The organism is Burkholderia sp. BDU5, from assembly GCF_001522845.1.
GTDB classification, from domain to species: domain Bacteria; phylum Pseudomonadota; class Gammaproteobacteria; order Burkholderiales; family Burkholderiaceae; genus Burkholderia; species Burkholderia mayonis.
On sequence record NZ_LOWC01000145.1, the window covers coordinates 58,886 to 73,909 of the forward strand.

General features: G+C 67.7%; 20 protein-coding genes. 11 read left to right on the top strand and 9 right to left on the bottom strand.

Annotated elements, in window-relative coordinates:
* Nucleotides 1-5 precede the first annotated feature (5 nt).
* Entirely contained in the window at nucleotides 6-656 is a 651-nt protein-coding gene (locus WS69_RS23010; protein ID WP_059472985.1) for a two component system response regulator, read from the bottom strand.
* A 116-nt stretch (nucleotides 657-772) separates the two neighbouring features.
* Between WS69_RS23010 and WS69_RS23015 the strand changes: the two genes are divergently transcribed.
* The 5 genes from WS69_RS23015 to WS69_RS23035 all read left to right on the top strand — a co-directional run bounded on the left by WS69_RS23015 (nucleotide 773) and on the right by WS69_RS23035 (nucleotide 5,488).
* On the top strand, nucleotides 773-1,162 hold the full coding sequence (locus WS69_RS23015) for a hypothetical protein (RefSeq protein WP_231747200.1): 390 nt from the start codon (nucleotides 773-775) through the stop codon (nucleotides 1,160-1,162).
* A complete protein-coding gene (locus WS69_RS23020; RefSeq protein ID WP_226382865.1) occupies nucleotides 1,159-2,664 on the top strand; it encodes an EscC/YscC/HrcC family type III secretion system outer membrane ring protein in 1,506 nt (501 codons plus the stop codon). Before WS69_RS23015 ends, WS69_RS23020 begins: the two co-directional genes overlap by 4 nt.
* 7 nt (nucleotides 2,665-2,671) lie before the next feature.
* Nucleotides 2,672-3,880 (top strand): type III secretion system inner membrane ring subunit SctD, encoded by a 1,209-nt coding sequence (gene sctD, locus WS69_RS23025; protein ID WP_059472986.1) that lies wholly within the window; start codon nucleotides 2,672-2,674, stop codon nucleotides 3,878-3,880.
* Nucleotides 3,881-3,901: 21 nt separating this feature from the next.
* A complete protein-coding gene (locus WS69_RS23030) occupies nucleotides 3,902-4,123 on the top strand; it encodes a hypothetical protein (RefSeq protein WP_059472987.1) in 222 nt (73 codons plus the stop codon).
* Nucleotides 4,124-4,285: 162 nt separating this feature from the next.
* The gene (locus WS69_RS23035; protein ID WP_226382864.1) at nucleotides 4,286-5,488 is read left to right on the top strand and encodes a CyaA/EF/ExoY family adenylyl cyclase toxin; all 1,203 of its coding nucleotides are present in this window, start codon (nucleotides 4,286-4,288) and stop codon (nucleotides 5,486-5,488) included.
* A gap of 15 nt (nucleotides 5,489-5,503) precedes the next feature.
* Here WS69_RS23035 and sctW read toward each other — a convergent pair whose 3' ends face one another.
* The 8 genes from sctW to WS69_RS23075 are packed head-to-tail and all read right to left on the bottom strand — an operon-like array spanning nucleotide 5,504 to nucleotide 10,431.
* The gene (sctW, locus tag WS69_RS23040) at nucleotides 5,504-6,616 is read right to left on the bottom strand and encodes a type III secretion system gatekeeper subunit SctW (protein ID WP_059472989.1); all 1,113 of its coding nucleotides are present in this window, start codon (nucleotides 6,614-6,616) and stop codon (nucleotides 5,504-5,506) included.
* Nucleotides 6,600-7,274, bottom strand: a complete 675-nt coding sequence (locus WS69_RS23045) for a hypothetical protein (RefSeq protein WP_059472990.1) — start codon at nucleotides 7,272-7,274, stop codon at nucleotides 6,600-6,602. The genes sctW and WS69_RS23045 overlap by 17 nt, the downstream gene beginning before the upstream one ends.
* Nucleotides 7,271-8,044 (bottom strand): type III secretion system domain-containing protein, encoded by a 774-nt coding sequence (locus tag WS69_RS23050; protein ID WP_059472991.1) that lies wholly within the window; start codon nucleotides 8,042-8,044, stop codon nucleotides 7,271-7,273. Before WS69_RS23050 ends, WS69_RS23045 begins: the two co-directional genes overlap by 4 nt.
* Nucleotides 8,044-8,793 (bottom strand): type III secretion system inner membrane ring lipoprotein SctJ, encoded by a 750-nt coding sequence (gene sctJ, locus WS69_RS23055; protein WP_059472992.1) that lies wholly within the window; start codon nucleotides 8,791-8,793, stop codon nucleotides 8,044-8,046. Before sctJ ends, WS69_RS23050 begins: the two co-directional genes overlap by 1 nt.
* On the bottom strand, nucleotides 8,790-9,134 hold the full coding sequence (gene sctI, locus WS69_RS23060) for a type III secretion system inner rod subunit SctI (RefSeq protein ID WP_059472993.1): 345 nt from the start codon (nucleotides 9,132-9,134) through the stop codon (nucleotides 8,790-8,792). The genes sctJ and sctI overlap by 4 nt, the downstream gene beginning before the upstream one ends.
* The gene (locus WS69_RS31995) at nucleotides 9,046-9,483 is read right to left on the bottom strand and encodes an EscG/YscG/SsaH family type III secretion system needle protein co-chaperone (RefSeq protein WP_082716401.1); all 438 of its coding nucleotides are present in this window, start codon (nucleotides 9,481-9,483) and stop codon (nucleotides 9,046-9,048) included. Before WS69_RS31995 ends, sctI begins: the two co-directional genes overlap by 89 nt.
* A complete protein-coding gene (sctF, locus tag WS69_RS23070) occupies nucleotides 9,480-9,695 on the bottom strand; it encodes a type III secretion system needle filament subunit SctF (RefSeq protein ID WP_010109100.1) in 216 nt (71 codons plus the stop codon). Before sctF ends, WS69_RS31995 begins: the two co-directional genes overlap by 4 nt.
* A gap of 13 nt (nucleotides 9,696-9,708) precedes the next feature.
* Nucleotides 9,709-10,431 carry a helix-turn-helix transcriptional regulator gene (locus WS69_RS23075; protein ID WP_231747201.1) on the bottom strand — a complete coding sequence of 241 codons (723 nt, stop codon included), beginning with the start codon at nucleotides 10,429-10,431 and terminating at the stop codon, nucleotides 9,709-9,711.
* 387 nt (nucleotides 10,432-10,818) lie between these two features.
* Between WS69_RS23075 and WS69_RS23080 the strand changes: the two genes are divergently transcribed.
* From WS69_RS23080 to WS69_RS23105, 6 genes are read left to right on the top strand one after another with little or no spacing between them, the layout of a single operon-like run.
* Nucleotides 10,819-11,172, top strand: coding sequence for a hypothetical protein (locus WS69_RS23080; RefSeq protein ID WP_059472996.1), 354 nt, complete (start codon nucleotides 10,819-10,821; stop codon nucleotides 11,170-11,172).
* 28 nt (nucleotides 11,173-11,200) lie between these two features.
* A complete protein-coding gene (locus WS69_RS23085; protein ID WP_059472997.1) occupies nucleotides 11,201-11,755 on the top strand; it encodes a secretion protein EspA in 555 nt (184 codons plus the stop codon).
* A gap of 58 nt (nucleotides 11,756-11,813) precedes the next feature.
* The gene (locus WS69_RS23090; protein ID WP_108034056.1) at nucleotides 11,814-12,293 is read left to right on the top strand and encodes a SycD/LcrH family type III secretion system chaperone; all 480 of its coding nucleotides are present in this window, start codon (nucleotides 11,814-11,816) and stop codon (nucleotides 12,291-12,293) included.
* 1 nt (nucleotide 12,294) lies between these two features.
* On the top strand, nucleotides 12,295-13,794 hold the full coding sequence (gene sctE, locus WS69_RS23095; RefSeq protein WP_059472998.1) for a type III secretion system translocon subunit SctE: 1,500 nt from the start codon (nucleotides 12,295-12,297) through the stop codon (nucleotides 13,792-13,794).
* 45 nt (nucleotides 13,795-13,839) lie between these two features.
* On the top strand, nucleotides 13,840-14,418 hold the full coding sequence (locus WS69_RS23100) for a hypothetical protein (RefSeq protein WP_059472999.1): 579 nt from the start codon (nucleotides 13,840-13,842) through the stop codon (nucleotides 14,416-14,418).
* A 14-nt stretch (nucleotides 14,419-14,432) separates the two neighbouring features.
* Nucleotides 14,433-14,867, top strand: coding sequence for a hypothetical protein (locus WS69_RS23105; RefSeq protein WP_059473000.1), 435 nt, complete (start codon nucleotides 14,433-14,435; stop codon nucleotides 14,865-14,867).
* Nucleotides 14,868-15,024 lie beyond the last annotated feature (157 nt).

The following is a 15,024-nucleotide window of genomic DNA, read 5'->3' on the forward strand; positions in this document are numbered from 1 at the left end:
CGGCGTCAGTGCAGGCCGAGGCGATGCGCCCAGTTGGCGAGTTCCGCCGCATTGTGCGCGTCGAGCTTGCGCATCAGATTCAGTCGATGGGTCTCCACGGTCTTGATCGTAATCGTGAGCTTTTCTGCGATGTCGCGATTGCGGCAGCCTTCCGAAATCAGTTTGAGCACCTGACGTTCGCGCGGCGTGAGCGCGACCGCGCCGTCGGGAACGGCCTTCGTCGTGACCTGATCGACGTTGAGCGCCGGATCGATCACCGTATGGCCGCGCCACACTTTCCAGATCGCGTCGAGCAGCGTCTGCTTTGAGCTGTTCTTCAGCAGGTAGCCGTTCGCGCCGGCCGTGAGCGCCGCGCTCGCGCGATGTTCGGTGGTCTCGGCCGTGACGATGAGAATGCCGAGGTCCGGCCAGCGCCGCCGCAACTGATGGATCACGTCTAGGCCGTTCATGCCGGGCAGGCCGAGATCGAGCAGCACGATGTCGGGATCGAGCCGCTGGCAGGCCGCATACACTTCGAGGCCGTTGCTGACTTCGTCGACGACGGAGAGCGGCGGCGACGCGTCCAGCAGGTTCTTGAGGCCCAACCGCAGCAGGGGATGGTCCTCCACGACCAGGATGCGTATCTCGGCGGGAGCGGCGGTATGCGTGAGAGCCATAGGACGGGTGCCAGACGAAGAAGAAAAATTACTCAAGGCGTCCGAAGTTCAGGTGATGACCGGATCGATTCTATCAAGGTCTATCTTGAAAATGTCATGCCATGAAGCACGGATACTTGACTGATCTTCCCGCATGCATCCGGCACGTCGGATCGGTTTCGATCGGCGGCGCGCAGCGCGGTCGCTGGCCGCTGACGATGGACGAGCTGAGCGGCTGGTGCGGCGGCGGCGCGTACGGGGTGTGCGTCGCGTTCGCGGTCGACGGCGCGCCGCACGACGCCGCGTGGCTCGCGCATGCGGCGCTGTGGCTCGCGTCGCTGCGCAGCCAGCCCGACGATGCGCTGTGGCTCGACGACGGCAAGCTGTATTTCGTGCGCCGCTACGACTGCGACGTCGATGCGGCCGCCTTGCGCGTCGGGATCGAGCAGCAGGGCGCCGTCGCGCGCTGGCTGAGCGCGCATCACGAAGCCGCGCGCGGCATGCGTCATGCGGGACCGTGCGAATGATGCGTTCGCTTCACGGCGCGCGCGTGCGCGCGCTCGCCGCCGCGACGCTCGCCGCGAGCGCGTCCGCGTGGGCCGCGCCGATGCCGACGCACGGCGCGGCGCCGTTTTTTCTCGCGACGCGCGGCGCGAAGCTCGCCGACGTGCTGCGCGATCTCGGCGCGAACTACCGGGTGCCCGTCATCGTCAGCGAGCAGGTGGACGGCGCGTTCATCGGCACGCTCGACGGCGGCCCGCCGGAGGCCGCGCTCGATCGGCTCGCGCGTCTCTATCAGCTCGCGTGGTACTACGACGGGCAGACGCTCTACGTGTATCGCGCGCGGGAGGTGTCGGCCCGGCTGGTCGCGCTCGACTATCTGCCGTCCGCGACGCTGATCGAGCAGCTCCGCGCGGCGAAGCTGCTCGATCAGCGGCAATGCCGCGTGCAGGCGATTCCGCAATCGAACGCGATCGAAGCGTACGGCGTGCCCGTCTGCCTCGAGCGCATCGCGCAATTCGCGAAGCGCCTCGATCAGCAGGCGATCAATCGCGAGCAGAACCAGGAATCGGTGCGCTTCTTTCCGCTCAAGTACGCGACGGCGGCCGATACGTCGTACAGCTATCGATCGCAGCAGGTGATCGTGCCGGGCGTCGTGTCGGTGCTGCGCGAGATGGCGCAGGGCCGCGCGCTGCCGCTCAAGGACAGCCAGGGGCAGCAGCCGGCGAGCGACCGGCTGCTGCCGATGTTCGCCGCCGACGCGCGGCAGAACGCGGTGATCGTTCGCGACAAGCGCGCGAACATGAGCCTCTACCGCGATCTGATCGAGCAGCTCGATCGCAAGCCGAAGCTCGTCGAGATCTCGGTCGCGATCATCGACATCAATGCGGAGGATCTCGGCGCGCTCGGCGTCGACTGGTCGGCGTCCGCACGGATCGGCGGCGGCTCGATCAGCTTCAACAGCGGCGGCCAGCCCGACGCGGGCAGCTTCTCGACGGTGATCTCGAACACCGGCAGCTTCATGGTGCAGCTCTCCGCGCTGCAGCAGAATTCGAAAGCGCGCATCCTGTCGCGCCCGTCGATCGTCACGCTCGACAACATGCAGGCGGTGCTCGATCGCAACATCACGTTCTATACGAAAGTGAGCGCCGAGCGCGTCGCGAAGCTCGAATCGATTTCGACGGGCTCGCTGCTGCGCGTGACGCCGCGCATCATCGGCGATGCGGGCCGGCAGGAGGTCATGCTGACGCTCGTCGTGCAGGACGGCCGCCAGACGAGCCCGCTCAGCCGTGAGGAGCCGCTGCCGCAGACGCTCAGTTCCGAAATCGCGACGCATTCGCTGCTGAAGGAAGGCGAGGCGCTGCTGCTCGGCGGCTTCGTGCAGGACGAGCTGAGCGAAGGCGAGCGCAAGATTCCGCTGCTCGGCGACATCCCGATTCTCGGGCGTCTGTTCAAGACGACGCGCCAGAGCCAGCGGCATACGGTCCGGCTGTTCCTGATCAAGGCCGATCCCTGGCAGCAGACGTGACGATCCGATGCATAAGCTCAAATGGCTGAACGGACCGCTCGCCGGGCTCGAGTTCGATTTGCCCGCGGGTGCGACGCAAATCGGCGGCGACGACGCGGACGTCGCGCTGCCGCTCGAAGGCGACGCGCGTGCGGTGCTGACGAGCGGCGAAGACGGCGTGCGCGTGTCGGGCGACGCGGGCGTGTGGGTCGATGGCGGGCCGTGGGACGCGGGCGGTTCATTGCCGTTCGATCGCGCGATCGATGTCGCGGGTGTCGCATTCGTGCTCGGCGGCAGCGGCGATGCGCTGTCCGCGCGCCCGGTGCCCGCGCGGCGGCGCGCGGCGAGGCGCCCGACGCGCGAGATCGCGTGCTGGAGCGGCGCGGCGCTTTCGATCGTCGCGATCGTCGCCGGGCTTGCGTTGCTGCTGTGGCGGCCGCCTCAGCCCGCGTGCTTCGATGTCGACGGGTGGCTCGCGCACCAGCTTCGGGCGCAGGCGCTGCGCGGCCTGCACGCGCTTCGCGCGGCGGACGGTTCGGTCGTCGTGAGCGGACTTTGCGAATCGTCGCGGGACGTCGAACGGCTGCGGGCGCGGCTGCGCGAGCACGGCATCGCGATGCGCGACGAGAGCCTCTGCGCGGACGCGCTGCGCGACAACGTTCGCAACGTGCTCGCGCTGAACGGCTATCGCGACGTCGACGTGCGCAGCGACGCGACGTTCGACAGCGTCGAGATTCGCGGGCCGATCGTCGCCGACGCGGCGTGGCAGCGCGTCGTCGCGCAGCTTCAGATGCTGCGCGGCCTGCGCGCGTGGCGCGTGGTCAACGACCGCGCACTGTGGTTCGGCCGGCTGTACGACGCGTTGTCGAGCCGCGCGCCGCTCGACGGCCTGAATATCGTGATGTCCGGCAAGACGCTGATCGTCAGCGGCTCGGCGGACCCGGCGCATGCGTCGGCGTTGACGGACGCGATCGCCGAATTCAACCGATCGAGCCGCGACGGTTTCGTTGCGATATGGCAGGACGTGCCGTCGCTGCAGACGGCGAGCGCGTACCTGCCCGCTCCCGTCGTGACGGTCGGCGGCCATGCGGGCGCGATCTACGTCGTGCTCGCGAACGGCATGCGTTTGCAACCGGGCGGCGTGCTGCCGAACGGCTATGCGATCGTGCGCCTGACGCGGCGCGCGATGAGCCTGCGCAAGGATCAGCGCCTCGTGTCGGTGCCGCTCGACGTGTGATCATCCCGCAAGGAAACGTCGATGGTACGACTGACTTCTCTCGAAGAGACGCTCTTCGCCGACGATACGGGCGAAGCGCGCGACCGATTGATCGCGATGCTCGCGAGCGTGGCCGCGCGTCATGAAAATCGTCCGGACACCATACGGTTCGCGGCGAACGCGGCACGCGACGTAATCAACACGCTGTGGGCGCGATATCACGGCATGCCGGCCGACAAATCGGATGTGTTGCCGCGCGGCTGAGCGCTGCGGCGAGCGGCCGTGATTGAAAACCGATAGCGAGCGCCTGAATGCGGAAGAGGCGTCGCGCCACGTTGAACACAATCGAACCACCGCGATCGGCGCAGACGTCGGATGGCCGATCGCGGCAACCGATTCGTGACGTTTGACCGAAGGAGTTCAGCGATGATCGATAAGTTGTCGATGCATCCCGGCGTGACGGGAACAATGCATCAGGAATTGCACGGCGCGATGGATTCGACTCAACCATCCGCGACCGGGCGCGCAGCCGAATCCACGCTCGCCGCGCTTGTCGAGCGCGTGCGCGGTGAGACCGGGGTCGTGCCCGCGCATTTAATCGAGCTGCAGCGTGTCGCGCGCGAACACGATTGCCTGATCGGCATTCGGCCTGTCGACCGGTTCGCGACTGACCTGATCGAAAGCGGTCACCCGACGAAGGGTTTTCATATCAAGGGCAAGAGTGCGAACTGGGGCCCCCAGGCCGCGTTCATCTGCGTCGACCAACGGTTCAGCAAGCTGGAGGACAAGCCGGATCGCATCGAGAAATTCGATCGGCAGGTGCAATCCTGCATCGCGGAAGGCTACGCGAAGCGCGTGCCGTTGACCCTGTCGAAAGCACGCTTCGACAAACTGCTGGATGAGGGCTTGATCGACAGGATCAAGCGGGACGGCAACGGCATGCCGGCGACGTTCGAAGCGAAAGCGCCGAGCGGAGCGATCTATTCGTTCGAGGCAACGCACGTTCACAGCGCCGGTGAAGACAGGTATGCGATTGCGCATCGCGGCGAGCCGATCGAGGTGCTCGCGCCGCCGAAGGACGGCGCGAAACCCCTGACTGCCGATTACGACCTGCTCCTGATCGGCCCGCGCTTCGACGATCTCGGCCCGCAGGACAATCTGCCGGTGCCCGACGTGTCGCACGAGGTGTTCAAGGCACGGCTCGAAGGCTACAAGAACGGCATACCCGACGCGTTGCGAAGCCCGTACCAGCAGCCGAGCGAGTTCTATCGGAAAGAAGACACGGAGATCGGCAACGCGTCATCGCGCGTGCGCGAGATGATTCCGATCATCAACGCGGCGCTCGTCGGCGACGGTGAGGCCGTCGTTCACCACAGCACCGACTCCGGCAGCCCGGCCGCCGATCCCGATGCGAACTATCCGGCGACGTTCGCGCTGCCGCAAAAGATCGGTTGTTTCGACGAAATCTGCATCGTTCACGACAAGCACGAACTCGCGGAATTGATCGGCGGCGCGAAACAGGCGGGCTACCACGTGCCGCTCAATCCGCTGTGGGAAAAAGAAGTGACGAGCGTGCGGCGCGAGTCGTTCCGGGTCGCGCGCGAGCAATTGTCCGCGAATCTGCGCTGACGTGCGCCGGCCGCGCTACAGCCCGGCGTTGGCCAGCGCTTCGAGATGCTCGGCGAACGCGCCGAGGATCGCGTCGTGCTGGTCGGCGTCGTCGAAGCAATCGGCGGGCAGCAGCTTGACGAGCTCCAGCATCGCCTTCGCATAGCGGTAGCGGAGCGCGTCGTCGCGGATCGCGGCGTCGGTGCGCGCCGCGATCCAGCCTGAGCTGATCCAGCTCTGCTCGACGCATGCGACGAGCGATTGCAGCAGCGCGTCGGCGTCCACGTCGCGCGTGTCCAGCATGCGCGCCGCGCGCTCGCAATGATCTTCGACGCCGAGAAATTGCAGGATGCGTTTCAGGTCGGTGATGACGGCAGCGAGATGCGCGTCCATCGCCGGCCCCTGCGTGGAAAGCTCGAACGCGAGCGCGCGGATCAGCGTCTTCAGCTTGCGCCTGCGATCGCGCAGGCGGCGGAATTCGTCGAACCACTCGGTGAGGCGCTTTTGCCGGTCGGCCGCGCGCTGATACAGCCGGCGCAGCTCGGCGAATCCGGTGCGGCCGGCGTGGCCGAATTCGAGCCGCGCGAACAGCTGCAGCGCCCATTCGTCGCCGTCGAGAATCGCGGCGAGCGCGTCTTCGGCGCGCTTGCGCCGCATGCCGGACAGCTTGCCTTCTTCGAGCATCGCGCCGAGCAGCAGCGCGATTTCGCCCGCGTTGAAGCCGGCGTCGCGCATCGCGTCGGCCGGGTCGTCGAGTGCGTCGACGCCGGGAATCCGCTGACGCAAGTCGGCGAGCTCGGCCGCCGACACTGCGCCGATCTGCTTGATCAACTGCTGCAGCATCGAGCGCGCGCGCGGCCGCTCCGCGCGGCCGTCGGCTGCGCCGCGGCGCGGCTCCCGAAAACGCGTGCCGACCGCGAAGCCGATGTCCTCCAGCGTCTCGGCGAACGACTCGCCCGACACGCCCGCTGCGTCGAGCGGCGCGCCGCCGAAATCGATCGGCGCGTCGGCGAGTTCGCGTTGCGCGAGCTCGTGCGCGGACTGCGGCGGGACGATCTGCTGGACCGTTTGCGCGGATGCGGTTCCGGCGGCGGCCGGCGTCGCAGCGGCGCTCGCCTGTGCGGCAGCCGGATCAATACGGTTGAGCATCGGGACGAGCCTCCTCGGTGGCGCCGGCCAGGCGCGCGAGCAGCAGGCGCAGATGCCGGTCGAGATCGAAGCGGACGATCGCGTCCGGCGTTTCGAGTCGTGCGTCGCGGTCGGGCAGCGCGGCGTCGGCGTCGACCTGCACGCGGGGATCGTGCCGCAACGCGTCGCGCACGCGCGGCAGGTTCGCCGGCGACACGGACACGCGAAACGCGCGCGCGTGCACGTCGGCGCGAAGATGGGCGAGCACGCGCTGCGTCAGCCGTTCGACGGGGTCCTGCGTATCGAGGTACGGTTCGATCACACTCGCGACGAGCGCGCGCACGCGCGCGTCGATCCGCTCGGCGATGTGCGCCTCGGCCGCTTGTGCGTCGATCAGCCAGAGGACGGTGTCGTCGATCAGCGCCGCCCGCCGGCGTTCGAGCTCGGCTTCGGCGCGCGCGAGGCCCTGCCGGTATGCGTCTTCACGCACGTTCGCGGCCGCCTGCCGTGCGGTGTCGAGTTCGTGGCGCGCATCGTCGACGAGCGACCGCGCTTCGCCGCGCGCGGCCGCGACGACGGCAGCCGCGTCGCAGTAGCGCGCGAGCGCGTCGGCCGTCAGATGCACGTCGAGCGGCGCGGGGCCGGGCAGCGAGACGATCGGGGGAACGAGTCCGTTCATAGGAAGCGGGCGAGTTTCAGGAGCGTGTCGGGGGCTGCGTCGTCGGGCGGCGGGCGGCGCGTATCGAATGCGTTTCGCGCGGCCGTTGGCGCGCGCGCGGTCGCGATGTTCGATGCGTCCGGCTCGATCTTCGGATCAGGGGCATGCGGCGCGCCTGGCGCATATGGCAAGATCGGCAAGCCGGACACGGTCGTCGCATCTATCGCATCCCGCGCATCCCGCGCAACGCGGACGTCGAACGCGTCGTCCACCGGCGGCAGCCGCGACGCGAGCAGCGTCGCGACGACGCACGACGCCGCATCCCGCCGCCACCATCGCACGCCGGCATCCGTCGCGGCATCGACGATGCGCTCGTGCGCCGCGACGCGCGCGGCGGACCGCCATCCGCGATGCAGCGCGAGCAGCTGCGCGCAGCCACGTTCGCCGATGCGCGCGGCGAGCCGCTCCCGGTATTGCCTGACGAGCAGATGATCCGCGCAGTCGAGCGCGATTACGCCGAGCGCGGCGATCAGCGCGCCGATCCGCGGCTCGACGGACAGCAGCGCGCGTTGCCGCTCGTCGAGCCGCGCAGGCAGCGCGGCGCGCGGATAACCGCGCCGCACGACGATCAGCCGGTCGATCGCGGCGCGGCACGCCGGATGGCGGCGGTAGCTGTCGCGCCACGCGGTGAGCCCGAGGTGCGGCCACCAGCCGTCGTGCATCGCGGCGCCGGGCTGCCAGCCGAGCCGATGCAGGCGCTGCAGCTCGGGCGTGAGCGGGGCCGCGCTCATCACGCGCGCGGCTCGCCCGGCGAACGGCCGCGCGACGCGATGACGGCGAGTGCGAGGCTCGCGACGATGCCGAACGCGCCGAGCGCGACGCCGAGCGCGAGCCGGTGCGCGCGCAGCCACGCGAGCAGGCTCGCATCCGCCGCCGGCTTGTCTTCGGCGGGCATGTCGTAGCGATAGTCGGCGGGCTGCAGCACGACGCTTACGTGGTCCGGACTCATGCCCGGCGTGCCGGTGACGACGAGGCTGCGGATCTCGGTTTCGCGCGCCCCGAAGTTGCGCTCGGGGCTGTACTTGACGAACACCGACGCGGACGGCTGCGGCGGGTCGCGTCGGTTCTGCGGCTCGCCTTCGGCGATCGACACCTGTGCATCGACGACGCCGTCCATTGCGCGCAGCATTTTTTCGAGCTGCTGCTCCTTGAGGAACGTGATCTTCGCCTGCTCCTGTGCGGGCGACGTGACGAGCTGGCCGGGCGGAAACAGATCCTCGAGCGCGGCGAGCTTGCGATGCGGCAATCCGTTTTGCCGCATCAGCTCGACCGCGTTGACGAACTGGTCGGACTCGACGCGAATCGTCACGTTGCCGTCCTTCAGCGGCTTCTTGTCGACGGCGATGTCGCGCAGCATCAGCAGCGCGATCATCTGGTTCGCCTCGGCTTCGGGCAGGTTCGTGTAGAGATCCGTCTTGCAGGCCGCGAGCGACAGCGCCAGCGCGGCCGCGCACGCGACGCGTGAAGCGCGCGCGGTCATTGCATGTTCACCAGCTTGTTGATCCCTTGTGACACCGCGCCCGCCGCCTTCGCGGTGAGATCGACTTCGAGGATCGCGCGCAGCATCGCCGACTGGTTCGAGAGCATGTCGAGCGGCTGCATCAGCGCCTCCCCGCGGTCACGCGCGGCGCTCAATGCGCGATCGACATCGAGCGAGCGGTGCTGGAAGCCGCTCGCCGCGCGCGCCTCGGGCGTGCTCGCGTCCTGGCCGAACAACGTGCGCGTGAACGCATCAATCTGGGCCTGGTCGATCGGCGTCGCGTCCGTCTGCGGCGTCGCTTGCAGCGTTTGTAGCGCGCGTTGCGCGGCGGTGATGTCCATGAAGGCTCCTTGCGAATTCGAATGGGAACGGGGCGGCAGTGCCCGCTGCGACCGACGCGAATGCAGCCGACGCGGCCGAAGCGGATGCTGACGCGGACGAGGGCGCGAGCAGCCCGCGCAGCAGCGCGGCCTCGGGCCCCGGCGTCGACGCGAGCAGGCGCGCGGCAGAGCCGTCGCGGCCGAGCCCGATCAGTATCGTCGCTTCGACGAGCCGCCGGTCGGCGGGATCCGCGATGAGCGCCGGCAGCGCGTCGTAGATGGCCCACGCGTGCCGCGCGAGCCCGTGGTTGACGGCCGCGAGGCCGCACTCGACGAGCAGGCGGCGCACGTCTTGCGCGAGCGCCGTCATATCTTCTGGATGATGCCGGACAGCATGTCCTTGACGGCCTTGAGCACCGCGCTCTGATAGCCGACGAACACCGAGTACTGCTGGATCGCGAACTGCGCCTGCAGCATGCTCGCCGGATCGTTGAGATCGGACGCGGACATTTTCGATTCGACGTCGTGGCCGACTTTGTCGACGAGACGCGACAACTGCTGATTGACGGCTTCGATATCCATCGGCGGGCCTCCGTCAAGCCGCTGTGGCCGTCGGCTGCTTCATGCGCAGCCGGTACTGCGTCGGATTGCAGCGGTAGCGGCGGCGGAAGCTGTCGGTGAAATGCGCGTGATTCGAGAACCCGCATTCGTGCGCGATGTCGAGAATGCGCATCGACGTCGACGCGAGCAGATGCTGCGCATGCGCGAGACGGCGCTCGACGAGCCAGCGTTTCGCGGACGTTCCGTATTTCTCGACGAACAGCAGATTGAACTTGCGCGGCGGCAGCCCGAATTCCTCGGCGAAGCGCGCGACGCTCCACGGATTGAGCGCGTGCGCGTCGACGAAGTCGACGAACTCGGTGTCGCCCGCCATCGCCGCGTGCAGCAGGCGCGAGAAGTACGCGCGGTCGGCGCCGAGGCAATACACGCATAGAAAGCTGAGGAGCGCCGGACGCGATACGGGGGCGAGCAGCTCAAGCATGCCGATCACTTCGGGCGACGTCTGGACGACGCGGATCGGCTCGCCGCAAAACGGCGTCGGCAGCGGCGGGTCGATCAGCGCGTTGATTTCCGCGTACAGCGTGCGGAAGTCCGCTGCGTAGAAATCGGCGGACTGGATATCGGTGCCGGCGCCGGCGTCGCACAACGAGGCGTCGTCACGGGTGACGGCGATACAGTCGCCCGGCACCGTGTGGATCAGTCCGCGCGTCCTCACCTGGCCGCTCAGACGGCCGAACATGAAACGTACAACTTGCATCGAGCCCCCGTGGCTGTTGTTGCTGCCCGGTCGGAATCATCGGCTATTTGGCTGAAAAATCGTCTCAGGTCATCACCTGAAACCGTTGGTCGGCGAGGCCGCGTGCCGCCCCGGCGCGTCGGCGGTTCGTTGTCGAAAAAACGGAATGCGCGGCCGGATTCCGAAAAAGCCCCGGGCAGCGCGTCGCTACGATGGATGCAACGAATCGGGTCGCGTCGGCGATTCGCTGACGCGACGCCGTGCGCCGCGCGGCCGGCCGTGTCGGCCGCCGCGAAAGCGAATGCGGAGGCCGCGAGCGCGATTCCGAAATCGAAAGCCGCCGCGGTTTTCAGTAAAGCGAAAGCGTGCGGAGAAATTACGATGAACCCATCAAGAACGAGGTGAGCGATGCAAGAACTCGAGCAACTCAAGGATGCGATGACCGATCTGCGCCGGCGCAAGGAAGCGATGCGCGAGCAGATGCAGGCGTTTCAGGCATTGCAGGACGAAGTCGCGGCGCTGCGCGCACGGGCTGCGCACGATCCGGACGCGCGACGCAAGCTGCGGCGTCTCGACGATCTGATGCAGCACGGCGGGCAGGGCCTGGCCGACAGGATGAACGAGCAGGCGGGCAAGGCCGAGCGCTGCCTGAAGCGACTCGGCGACGAGGTCGCGCAGCTCGCGAGCGGCGGCGCCGCGCCGGAAGTCTCGGCGCATCGCGAGAGCCGGACGGTGAAGCAGTTCAATCGCGTATTTGTTTGAGCAAGCAACGAAACGGAGAAATCAAGTCATGACGCCCATTCAATCGACGACCCAAACCATGATGCACAACGCCGACTCGGTCGGCGGCGGCGACAACCGCAACGTCGCGAATCCGCATCCGATCGGCGACAGCATCGCGATGATGCTCGTGATCATGGATCTGCTGAGCCGCCAGACGACGGCGAAGCTCGACGACATGCAGAAGAAGTCGAATATCTCGCGCGACGCGCAGGACATGGCGAACAAGGCCGAGGCCGCGCTCGCGAAGCTGATCAAGCCGGAAGACAAGACAGAGCTGCCCGGCGAAGTGCTCAAGTACATGAAGGACAACAACATTCTCGTGAACGGCAAGACGATCGACGACTTCATGAAGGACAAGGGCGGCAAGCTCGACAAGGCCGATCTGATGTCGGTGAAGTCGTCGCTGGAATCGGTGTCGGGGCGCGCGTCGGATTTCGTCCAGCAAAGCCAGTTGAAGATGCAGCAGCTGATGCAGAACTACAACACGGCGGTGCAGATGATCAACAGCCTGCAGAGCATGCTCGCCGAATCGACGAAGGGCATCGCGTCGGCGATCCGCTGACGCGACGCGCGGTCGGCGCGGCTTCGATCGCGCCGGCCGCAGCACGGGAGACCATCCGATGGCCGCACTCAATCAAACGATGCCCGACGACGATCACGTGGTGTTGCAGCGCTTCTTCGCGTCGGGCGGATCGATTCGCATGCTCGCCGACGTCGAGCGGCGCGACCTTGACACGCTGTACGCGTACGCGACGCAGCTTTTCGACATGGGCGAGCTGCACGCCGCGCGCAACTTCTTTCTGATGCTCGCGCGCGTCGATCACTGGAACTTCGACTACTGGTTCGCGCTCGGCCTTTGCCAGCAGCGGCTCGCTCGACATGACGAAGCAATCTTCTGCTTCAGCCGCGCCGGGATGATCGGCGTCGACGATCCGCGTGCGTCGTATCACGCGGGCGTCAGCTACCGGCTCGCCGGCAATCTCGACTACGCGGCGAAGGCGTTTCGCGCGGCGCTCAACTGGTGCGGCGAGCGCGACGGGCATCGCGACATCAAGGCGAACGCGATGCAGCAGCTCGCGCAATGTGAAGGGGAGACATGAAATGGCAGTTGCGATCAACGCACATGGAACGCAGGGGAGCGCGCTCGCGCCGATCGAGCCCGAAGGGCAGAACGACGGCGTCGCCCGCGCGCGCGTCGCGGCAGGCTTGCTGCGCGGCGCGTCGGTCGTCGTCGACGAAGCGCGCGCACGGCTCGCCGCCGATGCGCGCGCGCCGTTCGCCGCGCAGGCGCTCGTATCGATGAAGGACGCGGCGGGCGCGCTCGGCCGCGTGCTCGACAAGTTCGACCGCGCGTCCGGCGACAAGGGCGCGGCATCGTCGATCGGCCTGCGCGCGTTCGAGAGCGTGTCGATGGAGACGATGCTGCTCGCGACGACGCTGCTGTCGACGAAGGTGCTCGGCAACACCGCGGAGCTGAAGAGCAAGGCGCTCGAAATCATGTCCGCGAAGCAGGACGAGGTCCGGCAGCAGGAGATCAAGGATTACCGCGAGCAGATCGACAAGGCGGTCGAGCAGCAGCAGAAGGCGAAGAAGGCCGGGATCTTCGGCGTGATCTTCGACTGGATCGTCGCGGCCGTCGAGGTCGTGTCCGGCGTCGCGAAGATGATCGGCGGCGCGCTGTCCGGCAACGCGATGATGGTCGCGGGCGGCGCGATGGATCTGATGGCGGGCTTCGCCGGCGTCGTGAAGGCGACGATGAACACGCTCGCGCTGATCGACGAAAAGAACGCGGACAAGTACCGGCAGGCCGCCGACGTCGCCGCGAAGGTGCAGTTGACGTTCGAGATCGCGGGCGCGGTCGTCGACGTGACGAGCGCCGCGCGCAACATGCTGCTCACGAAGGCGATTCCGAAGGCGACGACCGCGGTGCTCGAAAAAGGCGCGGGCGAGGCGCTCGAGCAGGCGATCAAGTCGGGCAGCAAGCAGGCGGTCGAGAAGACCGCGCAGGCGATCGGCAAGGAAGTCGCTTCGCAGGTGTCCGAACAGATTCTGCAAGGGCTCGGCAAGACCGCGCTCGAGGCGTCCAAGCAGGCGGGCAAGGAAGCGTTGCAGAAGACGGTCCAGCAGCTCGGCGTGAACCGGATGCTCGAGAGCTTCTCGCGCGAGGCGATCGAGAAGATGGTGACGAAGGCGGTGCAGAAGGTCGCGAACGAGGCGATCGACCGCGGCGTCGAGCTGACCGCGCAGGCGCTGACGAAGGCGATTGCGAAGCAGGTCAAGCGCGACGTGATGGCGGCTGCGCTGAAGGCATCGCTGTCGCCGCTCCTGAACACGGCGCGCGCGACGATCGGCGCCGCGAGCCAGACGACGTCGGGCGTGCTCGGCATCGAGCGCGCGAAGCTGCAGAAGGAGATCGACCAGTTGATTCTCGACCAGCAGTGGCTGCAGATGTGCTTCGCGTTCTACAAGCAGCAGAAGGAAGCGCAGACGAAGGACGCAAAGGAACTCGTCGAGAAGGCGGGGCAGGCGGTCGAGGACGGCAGTCAGGCGCTCAGGCAGAGCGCCGCGGTGCAGGCGCAGATCGCCGCATCGATGGTTTGAGTGCACGGCGGATATGCGCCGTTTGAAATCCGAGAGGAACGAGTGATGAGTACTGTGACGCAAGCCGGCGGCGCGCCGGTCCGCGCCGATACGCTGGGCATCGATACGGCCGGCGTGTTCGGCGCGGGCGACGGACCGATGGCGACGATCGACCAGCTGAAGGCGAAGCTGCAGAAGATCTTCAGCGAGATGCGCGACCTGGAGCGCACGTTCAACGAGGCAATGCAACGGATCGCGTACGACCGGCAGGTCGGCGTGCTCGAGACCAAGCAGCAGGCGATCATGCAGAACTTCAATGCGGCGATGGCGTCTGCGGTGGGGCAGATCGTCGGCGGCGCGGTGAGCGCGATCGGCGCGGCGTCGGGCAGCCAGCTCGGCGCGTCGGCGACCGACGGGCTGTCGAAGGCCGGGCAGGGAATCGCGGGCGTCGCGAACGCGTCGCTCACGCGCGACGCGCAGCAGACGCAGTTGCAGGGCGATTTCGAGAGCCAGTCCGCCGAGCGCCTGCAACAGGCGCTCGCATCGACGGTCGAGCGCGCGCTCGACGCGTCGCGGCAGATGCGCGACGCGCTGCGCGATCTCGTGACGCTGCAAGGGCAGATCGCCGCCGCGGTGCGGTATTGACGGGGGGGCGTCCAATGCAGGCCGAAGCCCTCGACGCGGCGACCCGCTATCTGCAAACGCAAGGCATGCATCCGGAGCCCGCGTATTTCGGCGGGAGTCGCTTCCAGATCGGCTGGCGCGTGCGGGTCAACGATCTCGACCTTGTCTACCGGCTCGTCGACGACAGCCTCGTCGTCTGCGACCTCGCCGCGAGCGGCGGCGGGGGCGGCGCGAGCGACGCGGTCGCGACCTTCATTCATCTCGTGCACCGGATGGAGCGCGCCGGCATTCCGCTGCGCGAGGTGCGCGGAACGTTCTTCGAGACGGTGTCGAACGCGCAGCTCAACCGGCTGCGGCAGCGGCTCGCGACGGTGCTCGAAGCGCAGGGCGCGTACTGGCGTGATATCGACGGCGATCCGTGGTTGATCTATCCGGTCGGCGCGCAGGCGGCGGACGTCGCGCGGCAATAGCGGGACGGCGGGCGTCGCCGCTCGCCGCTACGCCGCCCGCGAGCCGGCGCGACGCTCGATCGCCCGTGACGGGACGCCGCACGGCGATCGCATCCGTCCGTCTGTCTGTCATATTTCGGCCGCTGCGCCGACTGTAGTCGTGCCGGCCCCGTCCGCG

Bases quoted from the DNA above. Each gene is read 5' to 3' on its own strand.
- sctI (WP_059472993.1), bottom strand. From the start codon at position 9,134: ATGGACATCACCGCCGCGCAACGCGCGCTACAAACGCTGCAAGCGACG.
- WS69_RS23080 (WP_059472996.1), top strand. From the start codon at position 10,819: ATGCAAGAACTCGAGCAACTCAAGGATGCGATGACCGATCTGCGCCGG.
- WS69_RS31995 (WP_082716401.1), bottom strand. From the start codon at position 9,483: ATGACGGCGCTCGCGCAAGACGTGCGCCGCCTGCTCGTCGAGTGCGGC.
- WS69_RS23010 (WP_059472985.1), bottom strand. From the start codon at position 656: ATGGCTCTCACGCATACCGCCGCTCCCGCCGAGATACGCATCCTGGTC.
- WS69_RS23085 (WP_059472997.1), top strand. From the start codon at position 11,201: ATGACGCCCATTCAATCGACGACCCAAACCATGATGCACAACGCCGAC.
- WS69_RS23050 (WP_059472991.1), bottom strand. From the start codon at position 8,044: ATGAGCGCGGCCCCGCTCACGCCCGAGCTGCAGCGCCTGCATCGGCTC.
- WS69_RS23045 (WP_059472990.1), bottom strand. From the start codon at position 7,274: ATGAACGGACTCGTTCCCCCGATCGTCTCGCTGCCCGGCCCCGCGCCG.
- WS69_RS23075 (WP_231747201.1), bottom strand. From the start codon at position 10,431: ATGCAAGTTGTACGTTTCATGTTCGGCCGTCTGAGCGGCCAGGTGAGG.
- WS69_RS23090 (WP_108034056.1), top strand. From the start codon at position 11,814: ATGGCCGCACTCAATCAAACGATGCCCGACGACGATCACGTGGTGTTG.
- sctE (WP_059472998.1), top strand. From the start codon at position 12,295: ATGGCAGTTGCGATCAACGCACATGGAACGCAGGGGAGCGCGCTCGCG.
- WS69_RS23020 (WP_226382865.1), top strand. From the start codon at position 1,159: ATGATGCGTTCGCTTCACGGCGCGCGCGTGCGCGCGCTCGCCGCCGCG.
- WS69_RS23100 (WP_059472999.1), top strand. From the start codon at position 13,840: ATGAGTACTGTGACGCAAGCCGGCGGCGCGCCGGTCCGCGCCGATACG.
- WS69_RS23035 (WP_226382864.1), top strand. From the start codon at position 4,286: ATGATCGATAAGTTGTCGATGCATCCCGGCGTGACGGGAACAATGCAT.
- WS69_RS23030 (WP_059472987.1), top strand. From the start codon at position 3,902: ATGGTACGACTGACTTCTCTCGAAGAGACGCTCTTCGCCGACGATACG.
- sctF (WP_010109100.1), bottom strand. From the start codon at position 9,695: ATGGATATCGAAGCCGTCAATCAGCAGTTGTCGCGTCTCGTCGACAAA.
- sctJ (WP_059472992.1), bottom strand. From the start codon at position 8,793: ATGACCGCGCGCGCTTCACGCGTCGCGTGCGCGGCCGCGCTGGCGCTG.
- sctD (WP_059472986.1), top strand. From the start codon at position 2,672: ATGCATAAGCTCAAATGGCTGAACGGACCGCTCGCCGGGCTCGAGTTC.
- sctW (WP_059472989.1), bottom strand. From the start codon at position 6,616: ATGCTCAACCGTATTGATCCGGCTGCCGCACAGGCGAGCGCCGCTGCG.
- WS69_RS23105 (WP_059473000.1), top strand. From the start codon at position 14,433: ATGCAGGCCGAAGCCCTCGACGCGGCGACCCGCTATCTGCAAACGCAA.